This is a genomic window from Klebsiella sp. CSG-1, from assembly GCF_056521145.1.
The window spans coordinates 96,174-113,920 of the sequence record NZ_JBWNLD010000005.1; the positions used below are offsets into that span (position 1 = coordinate 96,174).

18 protein-coding genes are annotated in these 17,747 nt (G+C 57.6%); 12 read left to right on the plus strand and 6 right to left on the minus strand.

What is annotated here, in order from left to right; translation table 11 throughout:
- Window positions 1-118: 118 nt before the first annotated feature.
- The 5 genes from phnR to phnV all read left to right on the plus strand — a co-directional run bounded on the left by phnR (window position 119) and on the right by phnV (window position 4,877).
- Complete coding sequence (phnR, locus tag AC007G_RS13755; protein WP_032690200.1) at window positions 119-838, plus strand: phosphonate utilization transcriptional regulator PhnR; 720 nt, start codon at window positions 119-121, stop codon at window positions 836-838.
- 247 nt (window positions 839-1,085) lie between these two features.
- Complete coding sequence (gene phnS / locus AC007G_RS13760; protein WP_131064095.1) at window positions 1,086-2,099, plus strand: 2-aminoethylphosphonate ABC transporter substrate-binding protein; 1,014 nt, start codon at window positions 1,086-1,088, stop codon at window positions 2,097-2,099.
- A gap of 5 nt (window positions 2,100-2,104) precedes the next feature.
- Window positions 2,105-3,217 carry a 2-aminoethylphosphonate ABC transport system ATP-binding subunit PhnT gene (phnT, locus tag AC007G_RS13765; protein ID WP_142630232.1) on the plus strand — a complete coding sequence of 371 codons (1,113 nt, stop codon included), beginning with the start codon at window positions 2,105-2,107 and terminating at the stop codon, window positions 3,215-3,217.
- Complete coding sequence (gene phnU / locus AC007G_RS13770) at window positions 3,217-4,077, plus strand: 2-aminoethylphosphonate ABC transporter permease subunit (protein ID WP_136894459.1); 861 nt, start codon at window positions 3,217-3,219, stop codon at window positions 4,075-4,077. The genes phnT and phnU overlap by 1 nt, the downstream gene beginning before the upstream one ends.
- A 2-nt stretch (window positions 4,078-4,079) precedes the next feature.
- Window positions 4,080-4,877, plus strand: a complete 798-nt coding sequence (gene phnV / locus AC007G_RS13775; protein WP_032697045.1) for a 2-aminoethylphosphonate ABC transport system, membrane component PhnV — start codon at window positions 4,080-4,082, stop codon at window positions 4,875-4,877.
- 91 nt (window positions 4,878-4,968) lie between these two features.
- Here phnV and AC007G_RS13780 read toward each other — a convergent pair whose 3' ends face one another.
- The 4 genes from AC007G_RS13780 to AC007G_RS13795 form a co-directional block, all read right to left on the minus strand.
- Window positions 4,969-6,348 (minus strand): carbohydrate porin, encoded by a 1,380-nt coding sequence (locus tag AC007G_RS13780; protein WP_099001457.1) that lies wholly within the window; start codon window positions 6,346-6,348, stop codon window positions 4,969-4,971.
- A 102-nt stretch (window positions 6,349-6,450) separates the two neighbouring features.
- Complete coding sequence (locus tag AC007G_RS13785) at window positions 6,451-6,753, minus strand: PTS lactose/cellobiose transporter subunit IIA (protein ID WP_015585486.1); 303 nt, start codon at window positions 6,751-6,753, stop codon at window positions 6,451-6,453.
- 133 nt (window positions 6,754-6,886) lie between these two features.
- Window positions 6,887-8,212, minus strand: coding sequence for a PTS sugar transporter subunit IIC (locus AC007G_RS13790; RefSeq protein ID WP_049268341.1), 1,326 nt, complete (start codon window positions 8,210-8,212; stop codon window positions 6,887-6,889).
- Window positions 8,213-8,223: 11 nt separating this feature from the next.
- Window positions 8,224-8,538 (minus strand): PTS sugar transporter subunit IIB, encoded by a 315-nt coding sequence (locus AC007G_RS13795; protein WP_032690208.1) that lies wholly within the window; start codon window positions 8,536-8,538, stop codon window positions 8,224-8,226.
- Between the two features lie 294 nt (window positions 8,539-8,832).
- Here AC007G_RS13795 and AC007G_RS13800 point away from each other — a divergent pair, with 294 nt between their 5' ends.
- From AC007G_RS13800 to AC007G_RS13810, 3 genes are all read left to right on the plus strand, one after another.
- Entirely contained in the window at window positions 8,833-9,774 is a 942-nt protein-coding gene (locus AC007G_RS13800; RefSeq protein WP_015585487.1) for a LacI family DNA-binding transcriptional regulator, read from the plus strand.
- A 216-nt stretch (window positions 9,775-9,990) separates the two neighbouring features.
- Window positions 9,991-11,361, plus strand: a complete 1,371-nt coding sequence (locus AC007G_RS13805; protein ID WP_032697042.1) for an MFS transporter — start codon at window positions 9,991-9,993, stop codon at window positions 11,359-11,361.
- Between the two features lie 13 nt (window positions 11,362-11,374).
- The gene (locus AC007G_RS13810; protein WP_479466614.1) at window positions 11,375-12,637 is read left to right on the plus strand and encodes a gallate dioxygenase; all 1,263 of its coding nucleotides are present in this window, start codon (window positions 11,375-11,377) and stop codon (window positions 12,635-12,637) included.
- Here AC007G_RS13810 and AC007G_RS13815 read toward each other — a convergent pair.
- Window positions 12,634-13,854, minus strand: coding sequence for a LysR family transcriptional regulator (locus AC007G_RS13815; RefSeq protein WP_032690211.1), 1,221 nt, complete (start codon window positions 13,852-13,854; stop codon window positions 12,634-12,636). The genes AC007G_RS13810 and AC007G_RS13815 overlap by 4 nt on opposite strands.
- Window positions 13,855-13,981: 127 nt before the next feature.
- Between AC007G_RS13815 and AC007G_RS13820 the strand changes: the two genes are divergently transcribed.
- Genes AC007G_RS13820 through AC007G_RS13835 form a run of 4 tightly spaced genes read left to right on the plus strand, consistent with a single transcriptional unit; the run spans window position 13,982 to window position 17,382 of the window.
- Window positions 13,982-14,722, plus strand: a complete 741-nt coding sequence (locus tag AC007G_RS13820; protein ID WP_032697040.1) for a PIG-L deacetylase family protein — start codon at window positions 13,982-13,984, stop codon at window positions 14,720-14,722.
- Window positions 14,719-15,432, plus strand: a complete 714-nt coding sequence (locus tag AC007G_RS13825; RefSeq protein ID WP_142630234.1) for a 4-carboxy-4-hydroxy-2-oxoadipate aldolase/oxaloacetate decarboxylase — start codon at window positions 14,719-14,721, stop codon at window positions 15,430-15,432. Before AC007G_RS13820 ends, AC007G_RS13825 begins: the two co-directional genes overlap by 4 nt.
- 1 nt (window position 15,433) lies before the next feature.
- On the plus strand, window positions 15,434-16,516 hold the full coding sequence (locus tag AC007G_RS13830; RefSeq protein WP_142630236.1) for a 4-oxalomesaconate tautomerase: 1,083 nt from the start codon (window positions 15,434-15,436) through the stop codon (window positions 16,514-16,516).
- A complete protein-coding gene (locus tag AC007G_RS13835) occupies window positions 16,516-17,382 on the plus strand; it encodes an NAD(P)-dependent oxidoreductase (RefSeq protein WP_142630238.1) in 867 nt (288 codons plus the stop codon). Before AC007G_RS13830 ends, AC007G_RS13835 begins: the two co-directional genes overlap by 1 nt.
- Here AC007G_RS13835 and AC007G_RS13840 read toward each other — a convergent pair whose 3' ends face one another.
- Window positions 17,383-17,673: a YicS family protein gene (locus AC007G_RS13840; protein WP_032697035.1), complete on the minus strand. Its 291-nt coding sequence runs from the start codon at window positions 17,671-17,673 to the stop codon at window positions 17,383-17,385. It abuts the gene before it with no gap.
- Window positions 17,674-17,747: the final 74 nt, after the last annotated feature.

Genomic DNA, 17,747 nt, shown 5'->3' on the forward strand with positions numbered 1-17,747 from the left:
CCAGATTGGCTTTATGATGCTGATAAGGGACGCCAAAGGTCAAAGAAAAGATCGTGCTGCAACAAAAAATTCATCTCCATGGGTATAATGGCGCTATCAAATCTGCTTGCGAGTCAACATGAAATCACCCTCTGGCGAAACGCCGCAATACCTGCTGATAAAGGCGCAACTGCAGGCTCGTATCGAAAACGGGGCGTTAAAAAGCGGCGATAAACTGCCGTCAGAACGCGAGCTGTGCACTATTTTCAATACCACGCGAATTACGGTGCGCGAGAGCCTGGCGCAGCTGGAAGCCAGCGGCGTGATTTATCGTGCGGATCGCCGCGGTTGGTTTGTGACCCCGGAGCGTCTGTGGCTGGACCCGACACAAAATACCAACTTCCATAAGCTGTGCCTGGAGCAGGGGCGGGAGCCGAAAACGGTTTTGCTAAACGGTCGGTTGGCCGCGGTGCCGCTTGATGTGATGGCGCCGCTGGCGCTGCAGCCGTTCGATCAGGTTTATCTCCTGACGCGCCTGCGCTATGCCGACGGACGGGCGATTTGCTACAGCGAAAACCACTGCCTGCCGGCGCGGGTGCCGGAGCTGCTGCGCCACGATCTGAACGGCAGCCTGACCGAGATTTATCAGGCCCATTACGACCTGATATATACCAGTATGCATTTGTCGTTCTATCCAACCTCTATGCCACCGCAGGCGGCGGAGGCGCTGGGGGTGATGGAAGGGCGTCCGGCCCTGCTGCTGCGCCGTCTGAATTACGATCAGCATGGGCGTATCCTGGATTACGATATCGAGTACTGGCGCCACGATAGCCTGCGCATCGAAGTCGATACCCACTGATTTTGTTGGCCCTGTGAGGTGGCATTATGCTGACCGGGGCCCCGTTCAGCACCGTCTTGTCACCCTGACAAAGCACGGCTGGCGCCGCCTCCAGGGGAAATTCCTGCACGACTTTTACCCTGACTACCCCCTTGCGCTTTTCATCCTTTCGACACCGTTCATTCATCGTTTTGTCATAAATCCCCGGTAGCGTGACAATCAATCTGGTATAGACCATTTAAAATCACCATCCGATGAGGCTTACACGATGAAACTTTCCCGACTTGCTCTGCTGTCCGTTTTCGCGCTGACCAGTTCCCCGGTTTGGGCCGATGGGGTGGTCACCGTTTATTCCGCTGATGGCCTGCATGACGGCGATAACAGCTGGTATCAGAACCAGTTCGACGCCTTTACCAAAGCGACGGGCATCAAAGTGCAGTATGTGGAAGGCGGATCTGGCGCAATCGTTGAGCGGCTGGCGAAGGAGCGTACCAACCCGCAGGCCGACGTGCTGGTAACCGTTCCGCCGTTTATCCAGCGTGCCAGCAAAGAAAATCTGTTGGCTGAGTTTACCCCGCAGGGCAGCGAACAAATTCCCGGCGCCAATGCCCGTTACTCGCCGCTGGTGAACAACTACCTGACTTTTATCTACAACAGCCAACTGCTGAAAACCGCCCCGGCCAGCTGGCAGGAACTGCTGGACAGTCGCTACAAAAACAAGCTGCAGTACTCGACGCCGGGCCAGGCCGGTGACGGTACTGCGGTAATGCTACAAGCCTTTCACAGCCTCGGTGGCAAAGATGCCGGGTTTGCCTATCTCGGGAAACTGCAGGCCAATAACGTCGGCCCGTCCGCCTCTACCGGCAAGCTGACTGCGTTGGTGAATAAAGGTGAACTGTTGGTGGCGAACGGCGATCTGCAGATGAACCTGTCGCAAATTGCGCGAAACCCGAATGTGAAAATCTTCTGGCCGGCGGACGATAAGGGCGAGCGCAGCGCGCTGGCCCTGCCGTATACCGTGGGTCTGGTCCAGAACGGGCCGCAGAGTGAAAACGGTAAAAAGCTGATTAACTTCCTGCTTGATAAGCAGGCGCAAAGCAGCGTCAGCGCGCTCTCCTGGGGCCTGCCGGTACGTAGCGATGTGACGCCAACCGACAGTAACTATCGGGTGGCAAAAGCGGCGCTCGACGGCGTGAAAAGCTGGCAACCGAACTGGGACGATGTGGCCGTATCGCTATCGGCGGATATTGCCCGCTGGCATAAAGTGACCGACAGCGAGTAAGCCTGATGTTGATGAAAACGACTGCTGCCCACTCCCCGTCAATGACGGGGACTTCGGGGATAACCCTCGATTCTCTGCGCGTTTCGTACCACGGCAACGTGGTACTGAAACCGCTGTCGCTGACCATTGAGCCAGGCGAAGTGCTGGCGCTGATTGGCCCCTCAGGGTCCGGGAAAACCACGGTACTGCGGGCCATTGCCGGGTTTGTACAGCCGGCGGGTGGACGCATTTTGATTGGTGATACGGAGGTGACCGGGCTGCCGCCGTACAAGCGCGGTCTTGCCATGGTGGTGCAAAACTATGCGCTGTTCCCGCATATGAAGGTGGAAGATAACGTCGCTTTTGGCCTGCGCGCGCAAAAGCAGCCGAAAGCGCTGATTGCCGACAGAGTGCAAGAGGCGCTGAAGATTGTCGGGATGGCGGACTACGCCACGCGCTATCCGCACCAGCTTTCCGGCGGCCAGCTGCAGCGCGTCGCTATCGCCCGGGCGATTGCCGTGCGTCCGCGGGTGCTGCTGCTCGACGAGCCGCTCTCGGCGCTGGATGCGCAAATACGTCATAACATGGTGGAGGAGATTGCCCGTCTTCACCGTGAGCTACCGGAGCTGACCATTCTCTACGTCACCCACGATCAGACCGAAGCCCTGACCCTGGCGGACAAGATTGGCATTATGAAAGACGGGTCAATGATTGCGCATGGAGAAACGCATCGGCTTTACCATTATCCGCCTAACCGCTTCAGTGCCGAATTCCTCGGCCGCGCCAATATTCTGCAGGCCACGGCGCTGACCGATAGCGCGGGCCCAGGGCTGGTCAGCGTCAGCTGCGGCGGCGGGTTACTCCAGGCTTTCAGCCAGGGCGGACAGCATGGTAATAACAAGCTGCTGTGCATTCGCCCACAACATATGAGTCTGGCGCCGCGCTCGGCGGCCAGCAACCGGCTTCATGCCACGCTGACGTCAGTGCACTGGCAGGGGGATCTGACCCATCTACTGTGCGACGTGGCCGGCGAATCGGTGCGTATTGTCATGACGCATGTTAATCCGCTGCCGCGCGCGGGCGATAAGCTGGCGCTCTACTTTGAACCGGACGACGCGGTCCTGATTGAGGTGTCATGATGTCGCAGACGTTAACGCTGTCGCGCCCGCTGCCGGACCTGCGTCCCTTCCTGTGGCTCCTGTTGCCGCTGTTGGTGCTGGCGACTCTGTTTTTCTACCCGCTGCTGCTGATCGCCGAACAGGCGTTGCGCGATACCAGCGGCCATTTGAGCCTCGGGACGTTCTGGCAGGTAATGGAGTCCCGCCGCTTTATCGGCGCCTTGCTAAATACTTTGCAAATTGCGGTTTTTGCTACGCTTGGCTGTCTGGTGCTGGGCAGCCTGATGGCGGTGATTCTGGTATTTATCCCGTTCCCTGGTAGCCAGCTGATTAGCCGGGTGATTGATACTTTTATCGCCCTGCCGACCTTTCTTATCACCCTCGCCTTCACCTTTATTTATGGCTCGGCTGGCCTGCTGAACGGCACGCTGATGTCGCTGTTCGATTTTGCGCTGCCGCCGGTGGATTTTCTCTATTCGATTCAGGGCGTGATTCTGGCGGAAATCACCGTATTTACGCCGCTGGTCATGCGTCCGCTGATGGCCGGACTGCGGCAGATTGATAAAAGCCAGCTGGAGGCGGCGAGCATTCTCGGGGCTCATCCGCTGCGGGTGATTGCCCAGGTTATCTTCCCGGCGGCGCTGCCAGCGCTGATGGCGGGGGGCAGTCTGTGTCTGCTGTTAACGACGAATGAGTTCGGCATCGTACTGTTTATCGGCGCGAAAGGGGTGAATACCCTGCCGATGATGGTCTACAGCAAGGCCATTCTGGAGTCCGATTACAGCGTGGCCTGCATGATTGCGCTGATTAATATTCTGCTGTCGCTGGGGCTGTTTATGCTCTACCGGCTGGCGGCTGCGCGTACCGGCGTGAGGAGCTAACGATGTTAATTTGGTCGCATAAAGGCCGCGCGGCGGCGGGAACCCTGGCGGTAGTGTTATTTGCCGCGTTCTTCTTCCTGCCGCTGGCGGTGATTTTGATGTCCAGCCTCAGCCAGCAGTGGAACGGTCTGCTGCCGTCGGGGTTTACCTTCGGACACTTCGTGAATGCGTTTCGCGGCGCGGCCTGGGATTCGCTGTTCTCAAGCCTGGTGGTGGGCTTTTGCGCCAGTCTGTTCGCCCTGTTATGCGGCATGTGGGCGGCGCTGTCTCTGCGTCAGTTCAGCGCCCGGCTGCAAAAATATCTCGGGCTGGCGTTCTATCTGCCCAGTGCGATTCCTTCCGTTTCAGTGGGGCTAGGGATTCTGGTGGCTTTCAGCCAGGGGCCGCTGCGAATGAATGGCACCTTCTGGATTGTACTGGCGGCGCACTTCGTGCTGATTTCGGCATTTACCTTCAGCAACGTCTCCACCGGGCTGGCGCGTATTTCGCCGGATATTGAAAACGTCGCCTCCAGCCTTGGCGCCTCGCCGTGGTATCGTCTGCGTTATGTCACCTTACCGCTGATGACGCCGTGGATGATCTCCGCGCTGGCGCTAAGTCTGTCGCTGTCGATGGGGGAGCTGGGGGCCACGGTGATGATTTATCCGCCGGGCTGGACGACGCTGCCGGTCACCATCTTCAGTCTTACCGACCGCGGCAATATTGCCGATGGCTCGGCGCTGACCATCGTGCTGGCGGGGGTGACGCTGCTGCTGATGATCAAGCTTGAGCGCATCGCCCGCCGATTGAGTCAGAGATAAGATTTCCCCGGTAGCGTGACGCTTACCGGGGGGACATACCTTATTAACCGGACAAGCGCGTCACGCGCTGCCTCCGGGGAAAGCTATGGCATCAGAACCACGCCTCAAACATGCCGCCGACGTTCAGCGAATCCAACTGGCTGTCTTTGGTGCCGTTCACCTTCGCGGTACGTTTATTATCTACCTGGCCACCGGTGACGTAGAAACGCAGCATCGGACGGAATTCCGGCCCCATCCCGATGGCGATATTCTGCGACAACGTCAGTTTCCAGCCGTGGTTATCTCCGCCCTGATCGTAATCTACGCGTTGATAGCCCGCTTCCAGCCAGGTCGAATGCACGTCATTCCAGAAGTACATCGGACGCACGATCGCCCCGTAGTTTTTACGATTATCGCTATCATCTTTGCCGTTATCGTAATCGTGGAAGGCCAGCAGGTATTCCACCTGCGCCTGCTGAGTAAACTTGTGGAGCCCCTCGAAGCTGGCGTAAATCGCCGTCAGGTCGTCTGTCTTGTTATAGACGCTGTTATCCGAGTTATCCGAGTAGCGCAGAATCACCTTATTGACGCCGCTGTCGTTAGTATGGCTCAGCACCAGGCCGCCCTGCCAGGCGTCAAGTCGGGCATCGTCATCCACGGCTTTGGAATCAAAACCGTAGTTGGCATAGACCTCAACGTCGATCGGGCCCGCTTTCATATTGTGAATTTTCGAGGTCAGCGCATAGTGACCGTCGTCGCCGGTGCCGGAGCCGCCGGTACAGGTAATGCGCGATGGGTTAGCTTCGTCGGCCATGACTTCCGGACTACAGGACTCTACCTGCGAAACCGCCGCGACATCGAACTGGACACCGCCGATATCGAAGTTTTTCACCCCGGCGCCCTGGCCGTCGTGGTTCATCCAGAAGTAGTCGTTGATACCCTGCTGTGGACGCTGGTGGAAATCACGACCGGCCCAGATATAGGCGCCGGGGTTGGATGCCAGCACGTTGGTGACGCCAACGTAGGCCTTCTTGAGGTTAACTTCGTCGCTCCAGTGATCGAACATGACGTTGATGTCCCAGATGGCGCCCTGGCTGCTCTTAAAGGCTTTGGTAATCTGGAACTCGCCGCCATTGCCTTCGTTGCCCAGACGGCCGATGGCCGACGCGCCGTTATAGGAGCCATCGACGCCAACGAACTTCTGATCGCCCGTCTGGAACTGGGCGCCGTAGCGGGCGTAGCCGCTAAACTTGAGGCCGAACGGAATCGCCATATCCGGCGAAGCGGCGGTGGTTTGCGGGTTGGTAATGACGTCCACTTTCTTATTGGCGGCGGCATCAATTTTAGCCTGACGATCCGCCAGCGCCTTATCGACGGCTTTCGCTACAATGGCGTCAATTTGTTCCTGAGTAAAATCTTGGGCGAGTACGGAAATTGGGCACAGCGCGGCGACGACCGCCATTGCTAATGGCAGCATTTTTACAGTTTTCATAATTATCTCGCTTTTAATAATTCATATATTCAGATAATAGCCATCCCGCCAGGATAAGCTGGTTTATTTATTTTGGGCACAGTTGTTAAATATTTATATAAATTAACGCTGGTATAAATGAATTAATTCTTCTGAAAATTCACGCGCTAGCAGTGAATTCATTAAATGATCCTGAGCATGCACCATAATTAACGTCATTGGCTGGCGCGCCTCACCGGCGTCCTGCTCGATGAGCCGGGTCTGCATCAGGTGCGCGCGGCGGGCGTAGCCGTCGGCTTCATTCAGGAGTAATTTGGCTTCATTAATATTTCCACTACGGGCGGCATGTAACGCTTCAAAACATAATGAGCGTGACTGTCCCGCATTCACGATAATTTCCATTACCGCTTCTTCTAGATCAATCATAATATTACCTGAGGTGATTAATTTTATTATTTAAAGAATATAGCGAAAATTCCTTTTTCGCATTATTCGGAGACGATGGTATTTTATTATTTAAATTTTACGGAAAACATTCCGCCAGCGGTATTGCCGCTGATTACTGGCTGACGGTTTCGGCAACCGGTACGCTATTTTTTGCTTTTTCTACTTCAGTTTTCATTAAAGAGCGTTCATAGGCGCGCAGGAACGGCAGGTAGATAACCGCTGACATCACCATGCAAATGAGGCACATGATGACCGGACTTAAGGTCCAGTTAGCCGCCCAGGAGGCGCCTATCGGTGCTGGGGTCGTCCACGGCGTCAGCGACACGACCTGCGTCAGCCAGCCGAGGCGGGTTGCGCCATAGGCCAGGATAGCGTTGATCATCGGGACGAAAACGAACGGGATAAACATCATCGGGTTCATAATTATCGGCGCCCCAAACAGGATCGGCTCATTAATATTAAAGAAGCTGGGCACGATACCCATTTTGCCGATGGTACGCAGGTGCGTCACGCGGCTACGCAGCAGCAGGAAGGCCAGCGGTAAGGTTGAACCCACGCCGCCAATCAGCAGATAGTGGTCCCAGAAACCTTGCAGATACACGTGCGGCAGGGCGGCACCGGCTGCCAGAGCCGCCTGGTTTGCCGACAGGTTTGCCATCCAGAACGGGTTCATAATTCCGGTGACAATCAGCGAGCCGTGGATCCCGGCAAACCAGAAGATCTGGCACATCAGCACGGAAAGCAGAATCGCGGGCAGGGAGTCGGAAGCGGATACCAGCGGTTCCAGCAGGTGCATAATCGCCTGCGGCAGGATCATGCCGGTCTGGGCTTCGATAAACAGGTTTAGCGGATGCAAGGTGCCAATCACCACCAGGACCGGGATCAGGATTTCAAACGAACGGGCGACGCCGGTTGGCACCTCTTTCGGCAGGCGAATGGTAATGTTGTTCTGCTTCAGCCACGCGTAGACGCGGGTGGAGTAAATGGCGGTAATCAGCGCGGTAAAGATCCCCTGACCTGACAGGTACTGCGTCGAGATTTTACCGTCAGCATAAGGGGCCGCCACCAGTAAAAAGGCCATGAATGCCAGCAGGCCGGACATCACCGGGTCGAGTTGAAACTGGCGTCCCAGACTGGCGCCAATACCGACGGAGATAAAGAACGTCATCACCCCCATGCTGAGGTTGAACGGCAGCATCAGCTGTTCGCGGTACTGCTGCGAGAAATCGAGCCAGCCGCGGGCAAAACCATTGGTGGTATCCGGTGAAAAGGGAGGAAAGATAAATACCAGCATGAAAGAGCCGATGATCATAAACGGCAATGCGGCAGTGAAGCCATCGCGAATAGCGATAACATACTTCTGCTGCCCAAGGCGTCCTGCCAGCGGAGTAATAGATTGCTCGATCACGGCAATCATGGACTGATACAGAGAGCTCATTTGCACACCTCTTATTGCGCCGGATTAATCAGCGACAGCGCATAATCCAGGACGTTATCTCCCCGTTGCATCCCGTAGTCCATGGCATTAATAGGCTGGACCGGAATATTCAGGGAGGCGGCTTTTTCTGACAATGTTTTCAACATGTATTTCACCTGCGGACCAAGAAGTACCACCTGATACTGCGGAAACTGCATGTCAAATTCGGAAACGCCGTAGGCGTCAATCTGCACCGGCAGGTTACGTTCTTTCGCCACGTCGACCATCTTCCTGACCAGCAAACTTGTGGACATCCCGGCAGAGCAGCACAGCATAATCTTGTACATCGACACTCATCCTCAAAATGTAAAAAGTTATTGCGTGGATGATTTGATATCAGACGGAAACCGGTTTCCATTCATAAAAAACAGAACTGTGATGACTGTCAAGATCTTCTCCTTATAGCGCTAATTAATTGGATTCTGCTCACAGATTTCAGCCGGTTTGGCGATGTTTTTCCATGAAACGGAAAATCGGTTTCCAAATGAAAAGGGAAACGGATATACTGGCGATGGTTATAATTGAAGCGATTCAGGGCCGGGGATGTACAGGGATCGGACGCGCCCTGTCAGGGGATAATGATGTCTACAATCAATGATGTATCACGTTTAGCAGGGGTGTCCAAAGCCACCGTCTCTCGGGTTTTGAGCGGTTCGCGCGGCGTCAAAGAGGCCAGCCGTCAGGCGGTACTGCAGGCGGCAGAAGAACTCAATTACCGACCCAATATGATAGCCCAGTCGCTGCTTAGCCAGAGCACCGGCTGTATCGGCGTGATTTGTGCTCAGGACAATATTAATCAAACGACCAGCTATCTGTATGCTCTGGAAAAACAGCTGAGCCTGCATCAGAAGCATCTGCTGCTGCGCTTTGCCAACACGCGCGCCGGCGTGATGAGCGCCCTTGAAGAGCTCAGCTGCGGCCTGTGTGATGATGTGTTGATTATCGGCGCGCGGTTTCCATTAAATATCGACCGGCCGGATGTGGCGCTGATTGACTGCCTGGAAAGCGAAGGGGTGAACAATATTCAGTTTGACCACGCATTTGCGGCGGAAACGGCCTGTAACTACCTGATTAGCCAGGGGCGGCGACAGATTGCGTTAATTCATCCGGAAGGGAGCGGCTTTGCCGACCAGGTTTTGCTGGGCTACAAACATGCGCTGGAAAAAAATTTCCTGCCGTTTAATCGCAACCTGGTATTCCTCGACAGCACATCGCCGTCGGTGGCGGTGCAGGAACTGGTGAACAATGCGACCACCTTGAATTTCAATGCGTTACTGGTTGCCGACGAGCAACAGGCTCAGCATATTGTGCCGCAGCTGCTGGCGTTCAACCGGGCGGTGCCGGAAAAAGTCATGGTGTTCAGCCTGGCCGGATCGTTACAGCTGCCCGGTATTCCGACCATCCCGGCAATTGAGTATTCGATGGACGCCATGGCGGCACGCATCGTCAGCTGGCTGACGGAAAAAACCCAGATGCTCGGCGGCAGCATGTTGCGCGGTGATTTAATTATTCCGAAGCGCTAAGCGCCCCTTCTGAACCTCGACCCGCGGCTTTAACACCGCGGGTTTTTTTATACCGACCTTTTTGCTGCCCACTTCACAATATAAACAGAACTCATAGCTGCCGCCGGTTTTTTGAACCGGACAGCGCCCGGTGACTACCTTAAGTTGAATACGAAAGTTCAATACCAAAAATCATTAACCAGAACATTCGTATCGCCTGCTTAAGGAAGTCACCCTATGAATCACCCTCGTGTTGTCGACGTGAAGTCGTGGATCGATGCCCGACCGATCTCACGTTTTCAGTGGAACGTCCTGCTGCTGTGTTTTGTCATCATTATGCTTGATGGCTACGACGCGGCGGTGATGGGTTTTATCGCCCCGGCTCTGATTGAAGACTGGGGCATCAGTCGGGCCGAAATGGGGCCGATCCTCGGGGCCGCCATGTTTGGCGTAGCCCTCGGCGCGCTGGTTGCCGGCCCGCTTTCCGATCGTTACGGTCGCAAGCGTATTCTGCTGTGGTCGGTGGCCTTTTTTGCTCTCTTCAGCCTTGCCGCCGCGCTGGCGCAGAGCCCGTCACAGCTGGCGCTGATGCGCTTTCTCACCGGGCTGGGGCTGGGGGCGGTGATGCCCAACTGCGTGACGCTGGTGGCGGAATATATGCCCGAACGTCGTAAGGGGCTGATGATCACCCTGATGTACAGCGGCTTTAACGTCGGCTCCGGGCTGGGCGGCTTTATCGCCGCGGGTCTGCTGTCGCATTACAGCTGGCATTCGGCGCTGATATTCGGCGGCGTACTGCCGCTGGTGGTGCTGCCGTTCATGGTCGTCATGCTGCCGGAGTCGGCGATGAATATGGTGGCGCGTCGCTTACCGGGTGAGCATATTGCCCGGGTCCTCAACCGTCTGGGCGGCAGCTTCGATAGCAGCACCGTCTTTCAGCTCAATGCGCCGCAAATCTCACGGCGCAGTAAGGTGGCGCAGCTGTTTCGCAACGGCTATGCGCGCGGCACGCTCGCCCTGTGGCTGACCTATTTTATGGGGCTGTTTGTGATTTATCTGCTCAACGGCTGGCTGCCCACGATTTTACGTTCTGGTGGATTGTCGCTGCAGCAGGCGGCGATTATCACCGGTCTGTTCCAGCTGGGCGGCCCGCTGGGGGGGATCCTTGTCGGTTATCTGATGGACCGCGGCTCGGCAAAAGCGGTGATTGCGGTGACCTATTTCCTCGGCTGTATGTGTCTGTTAACCCAGGGGCTGATGGACTTCGGCTCGGCGGCGCTGGCGGTGCTGATCTTTATCAGCGGCATGTGTATTAACGGCGCGCAAAATGGCCTGCAGGCCTACTCGCCGGCCTACTATCAGACCGAAATTCGCGCCACCGGCGTTAGCTGGATGCACGGTATTGGCCGTAGCGGAGCAATACTTAGCTCTACCCTCGGTGGCGTGATTATGCTCGCCGTACCGGGCCACTCTTCAATATTTTTGGTGCTGGCGCTACCGGCCTGCCTGGCGGGGATCGCGATTTTACTGCACCGTATGAACCACCCTAAGCCTCGGCAAACAGAGGCGGATCTGAACGCGCTGTCGCAAACGTTGCATAACCGATAAGTGGAGTTACCTTATGGCCAGAATACTCGGCGGGATCGCCGTTTCTCATACCCCGACCATCGGCTTTGCCGTCGATCATCACAAACAGCAGGACGCGGCATGGGCACCTATTTTCCAGAGCTTTGAGCCGCTGCAGCGCTGGCTTGATGAGAAAAAACCGGATGCGCTGGTCTATATCTTTAATGACCATGTGACCGCCTTTTTCTTCGACCACTACTCGACGTTTACGCTCGGGATTGATAACGAATACGATGTGGCAGACGAAGGGGGTGGCCCGCGCGATCTGCCGCCGGTAAAAGGCGATGCGGCGCTCTCCAGGCATATTGGCGCGAGCCTGATGGCGGACGAGTTTGATATGTCGTTCTTTATGAACAAAAAGCTCGACCACGGCCTGTTCTCTCCGCTTTCGGCGCTGCTGCCGTGGCAGCAGGAGACGGGATGGCCGACGCGGGTGATCCCATTGCAAATCGGCGTGTTGCAATTCCCGGTGCCCAGCGCCCGGCGCTGCTACAAGCTTGGCCAGGCGCTGCGCCGGGCGATCGAAAGCTACCCGCAAGATATCAACGTGGCGATCGTCGCGACCGGGGGCCTGTCGCATCAGGTGCATGGCGAGCGCTGCGGTTTCAACAATCCGCAGTGGGACGCGCAGTTCGTTGATATGCTGGTTAATGATCCGGAAAAGCTGGCTGAAATAACGCTTGGCGAGTACGCCACGCTTGGGGGGATGGAAGGGTCTGAAGTGATTATGTGGCTGGTCATGCGCGGCGCGCTGTCGGCGAATGTGACTGAAACCTGGCGTGACTACTACCTGCCGTCAATGACCGGCATCGCCACCCTGATTCTGGAAAATAATGCCCGCACTCCGCCGGTGGATACCCTTAGCCGCCATCGTCAGCACATGGCACAGCAGCTGGCTGGCGTAGAAAAGCTGCCGGGGACCTATCCGTTCACCCATGAACGGAGCCTGAATAGCCTGCGGTTGAACAGTTTCCTCCACCAGTTGATCCAGCCCGCCTGGCGCGAGCGTTTTCTCAAGCAACCGCAGGCGCTTTACGCCGAAGCGGGGCTCAGCGAAGAGGAGCAACGTCTGCTCGACGAGCGCGACTGGCGTGGGCTGATTCAGTACGGCGCCAGCTTTTTCCTGCTGGAGAAAATGGGGGCGGTGGTGGGCGTATCCAACCTGCATATCTACGCCGCCATGCGCGGACAGACGCTGGAAGAGTTCCAGAAAACGCGAAATCAGCAGGTGACTTACTCGGTGGCCGGAACCCGTTAACCTTGCGCGACCTGCCGCTGGATAAAGCTGAGCAGTGCCTGGGTCGCCGGCGACGGCAAACTGCCCGCGCGGAAGGTTAGCCCGATGCGGCGGGTGGTATCCGGCAGTTGCACCGGCAGGACGGTCAGCAGGCCATTGTCGATTTCGAAACACATCTGGCTGGCGGAAACTGCCGCCAGCATATCAGAGTCGCGTAGCAGGCCGCGCACCATCGCCGCATCTCCTGTCTCCACGGTTGGCTGCGGCAAAGGTAATCCCAATGTCAGAAACGCCCGCTCCAGCAGGCGTCGTGCCGGAGCATTCGAGCGTGGCAGTACCCATTGCGCGGCCGCTAGCTGACTCAGTGGGTCGGGGTGGCGAAGCAGCGGGTGCTCGTTGCGCAGAAGAATCAACATATCTTCCTCAAACAGCGCCTCGCAGCTCAGGTCCGGCAGCTCTTCATCCTGACGCAGCGCGCCGATAATAAAATCGATGTGCCCCGCGCGCATGTCGGAAACCAACGACTCATACGGACTTTCGTTGGTCATCACCATAATCCCCGGATGATGCGCCAGAAAGGCGCTAATCGCCGCAGGCAGCAGCCGGGTACGGCTGAGCGGCAGGGCGCCGATGCGCACGCTACCCTCAAGCACCCCCCGACGGGCGGCAAGATCGCTCCAGATATTCTCCAGCTCGTTGAGTGCCCGGCTGATGGGCGGGTACAGCAGGTCTGCTGCCGGCGTCGGGCGGACGCCTTCCGGTGTCCGGCGAAACAGCGCGGAATCGGCGCCTTTTTCCAGAATTTTCAGCGCCGCGCTGACCGCCGGCTGGGTGATACCCAGCTGCGTGGCGACGGTCTGCGTGTGGTTGACATGGTAGAGCTGCAGAAAAATCTCCAGCCGCCGGGTATTAAACAGCCAGCCGGCGTCCGGCAGCGCCGATGAGGCGCGGGCTTTCAGCTTGTGCAACAGGGCGGGAATCGCCTGTAAATCACCGATCGCGCGCAGGGCGCGCGGCAGAATACATTTACCGTACTCTGTCGCCACCATCCCGCTGTAGTGGCGCTCGAATAGCGTCACGTTCAGCGCCGCTTCCAGATCGCGGATTGCCCGGGTGATCGCCGACTGTGTACGAAATAAGTCATCAGCGGCACGCGAGACGCTACCGCGCTGAGCGACCTGGCAGAAGAAGCGTAGCTGCATGATATTTATCGTCTTATCGTATTTTCTCTTCAACATTCTGTACCAGGCGCCAGGTTGTGAGCTTTCCTACAACATAAATAAAAATCATAGCCTTCGCAAGTTAACGAATTACCCGCGGACCCCGGGACATGACAAGCTGAAAAAAACAACAGAGGAAGCCATCATGTCTCATCCGCATAGCGAAAAAAGTGCCCTTGTCGTCAGCGCCCACTCTGCCGATTTCGTCTGGCGCGCTGGCGGGGCGATTGCCCTGCACGCCAGCCAGGGCTACCAGGTCCATATTGTCTGCCTGTCGTTCGGCGAGCGTGGCGAATCGGCCAAATTGTGGCGCAAAGGCAACATGACCGAAGAGACGGTGAAGCAGATCCGCCAGCAAGAGGCGCAGGCCGCCGCCGATATCCTCGGCGCCAGCGTCGAGTTCTTTGATATCGGCGATTATCCTCTGCGCGCCGATAAAGAGACGCTGTTCCGTCTGGCCGATGTTTATCGTCGCGTGCAGCCGCACTTTGTCCTGACTCACTCGCTGCAGGACCCCTACAACTACGACCATCCGATGGCCTCTAATCTGGCCCAGGAAGCGCGGATCATTGCCCAGGCAGAAGGCTATCGTCCCGGCGAAAAGATCGTTGCCGCGCCGCCGGTTTACTGCTTTGAGCCGCACCAGCCGGAACAGTGCCACTGGCAGCCGGATGTCTTGCTGGATATCACCAGCGTGTGGGAGAAAAAATATCAGGCTATTCAGTGTATGCAGGGCCAGGAGCATCTCTGGGAGTACTACACCCGGGTTGCGCTGCAGCGCGGCGTGCAGGCGAAACGCAATATTGGCATTACCGCCGCCCGCGATATCGTTCACGGCGAAGCATATCAGAGCATCTTCCCGCGGGTGACGGAGAATCTGGCATGAACCTGTTGAATAAAAAAGGCATTGTTGTCCGTAATCTGCCGCGCCACGACGCGGCGACGTTACAGCAGTTTGCAACAGCTGGGGTGGCAACGATTCATGAAGCGCACGATCGGCAGGGATTGATGGCTCCAGCCATTCGCCCGATTCAGCAAGGCGTCAGCCGGGCGGGGAACGCCGTAACGGTGCTGGTGACGCCGGGCGACAACTGGATGTTCCACGTGGCGGTCGAGCAGTGTCGCGCGGGCGATATTCTGGTCGTGGCCCCGACCTCGCCCTGCGGCGATGGCTTCTTCGGTGACCTGCTGGCAACGTCGCTGCAATCACGGGGCGTGATAGGCCTGGTGGGCGATATCGGGATCCGCGACTCGCATACCCTGCGAGAAATGGGCTTTGCCGTGTGGTCGCGCCAGGTCTATGCCCAGGGGACGGTGAAAGAGACGTTGGGATCGGTCAACGTCCCGGTTGTCTGCGCCGGGCAACTGGTTACCCCCGGCGATGTGGTGGTGGCGGATGACGACGGCGTCGTGGTCGTACCGCATGCACAAGCCCGCACGGTGCTGGCCAAAGCGGAAACCCGAATGGCTAATGAAATGGCGAAGCGCGATCGGCTGCGCGACGGCGAGCTGGGACTGGATATCTACGCCATGCGTCCGCGTCTGGCGGAAAAGGGGCTGCGTTACTACGACAATGCGGACGATGTGGAGGGCTAAGATGGCGCAACGCAAGATACCCTGCCTGCTGATGCGCGGCGGCACCTCGAAAGCCGCCTGTTTCCTGGCGGACGATCTGCCGTCAGACCCCGCGCAGCGCGATGAGGTGCTGCTGGCGGCGATGGGCTCGCCGGACGCCAGACAGATTGACGGCATCGGCGGCGCCGATCCGCTGACCAGCAAAGTGGCGATTATCCGTCGCTCCGCGCGACCAGACGCTGACGTCGATTACCTGTTTGCTCAGGTTAACGTCGATAGCGCCGTGGTCGATTACGGGCAGAACTGCGGCAATATTCTCGCCGCCGTCGGGCCGTTCGCGATTGAGCGCGGCCTGGTGGCCCACGCGGCGCCGCTGACCCAGGTGCGAATATTTATGGAAAATACCGGTCAGACGGCTATCGCTGAGGTGCCTTGCGATGAAGATGGCGTGGAGTATGCGGGTGGGACGCGTATTGATGGGGTGCCGGGGTATGCCAGCCAAATCGTACTGAATTTTCTTGATGTCGCAGGTTCCAGCTGCGGCGCGCTGCTGCCAACCGGCAACGCCATTGATCGCTTCGACGGCATCGAGGTGACCTGCATCGATAACGGTATGCCGGTGATTTTGTTACGTGCCCGCGACCTTGGGCGAAGCGGCTATGAAACCCGTGAACAGCTGGATAACGATAGCGAGCTGAAACAGCGGCTGGAGTCGATACGCCTGCAGGCCGGCCCACGAATGAATCTGGGCGATGTTGCCCGGCGTACGGTACCGAAAATGACCCTGCTCGCCGAGCCGCGCGACGGTGGCGCGATTTCCAGCCGGACCTTTATCCCTCACCGCTGCCATGCGTCGATTGGCGTATTTGGCGCAGTCAGCGTCGCCAGCGCCTGCCTGATCCCCGGTTCGGTCGCCGAGGGGCTGGCGCGGGTGGGCGACAATCCGCTTATCAGCGTTGAGCACCCCAGCGGCGAGTTCAGCGTTGCCCTGCGGCGCGACGCGCAGGGTGAACTGGCGGGCTGCGGTCTGCTGCGTACCGCCCGCCTGCTGTTTTCCGGCGAAGTCTGTATTCCGGCCAGGGTCTGGCCGCATAAGGAGCAATGATGACGGCAATAACATTTATTGGTTTTGGCGAAGCGGGCGGGATTCTGGCGGGTGATTTGGCACGGGAAAATGACGTTACCATCTGGGACCGCAAGCTTCAGGGCGCAGAGCGCGCAGCGATGCGGGAAAAAGCGCATCTCGCTGGCGTCCGGGTTGCGGACTCGCTTGCCCAGGCGCTGGAGGGTGCTGCGCTTATCTTCTCCACCGTGACCGCCGGCTCGGCGCTGGAAGTCGCGCTGGCAGCAGCCGAATACGTACGCGAAGGCCAGTTTTTCCTCGATTTGAACTCGGTGGCCCCTGAAACTAAACGTATCGCGGTCAATCGCTTTTTGCCCGGGGCCTATCTCGATGTGGCGGTCATGGCGCCGGTACCGCCGGCGCGGCTGAGCACGCCGTTGCTGATCGGGGGGGCGCAGGCTCGCGCACTCACGGAACGCTTAAGCGCCCTGGGGCTGAACGCTCGTTACGGCGCGGATGAGGTGGGCAAGGTGTCGGCCATTAAAATGTGCCGGAGCGTGATGATCAAAGGCCTGGAAGCGTTGACGACCGAATGCCTGTTCGCCGCCCGCGAATATGGGGTGGAAGAGCAGGTACTGGCATCGCTGCACGCCAGTTTTCCGTCGCTGGGCTGGAACGACGCGTTTCCGGGATATCTGATTAGCCGGGTGGCTGAACACGGTATTCGCCGCAGTGAGGAGATGGAAGAGGTGGTGAAAACGCTGCGTGATGCGGGGGGCGCAGGGCTGATGAGCCGGGCGACGGCCCAGGCGCAACGCCAGCTGCCGCAGAGCATGGCCGCACGCGACCTGAACTATGCACAGCTGGTACCGTTCGACTGGAAAGCGTTGGCGGCGAAGCTAAAGTGATTACGTTTCCGGGCAGCTGATTTTATCGATGGCTGCCTGATAACCCTGCTGGTTATTTCGCTCTTTCGCCAGCGTGGCCTCCCGGACATACTCCTGGTTTGCCTGAGAGGCGAGGATTTTATTGGCAAAATCGGTATCGCTCAGGGGGGGCTTCGGGGCACATTTTTCCTTCACCGCTTTTAACACCAGCTGCTTTTGTTGCTCGAACTGCAGGCTCTTCAGCGGTGATTCGGCCCAGGCCGCCGTCGCGCTGAGGGTGGTAACCAGGCACAATATCCAACACGCTTTCATGGTGCTTCTCCTCAAATAGTAGCTTCAGTCAACTATATGCGCAGGATGCGAAACACGCAAATTATCAGGAAGTT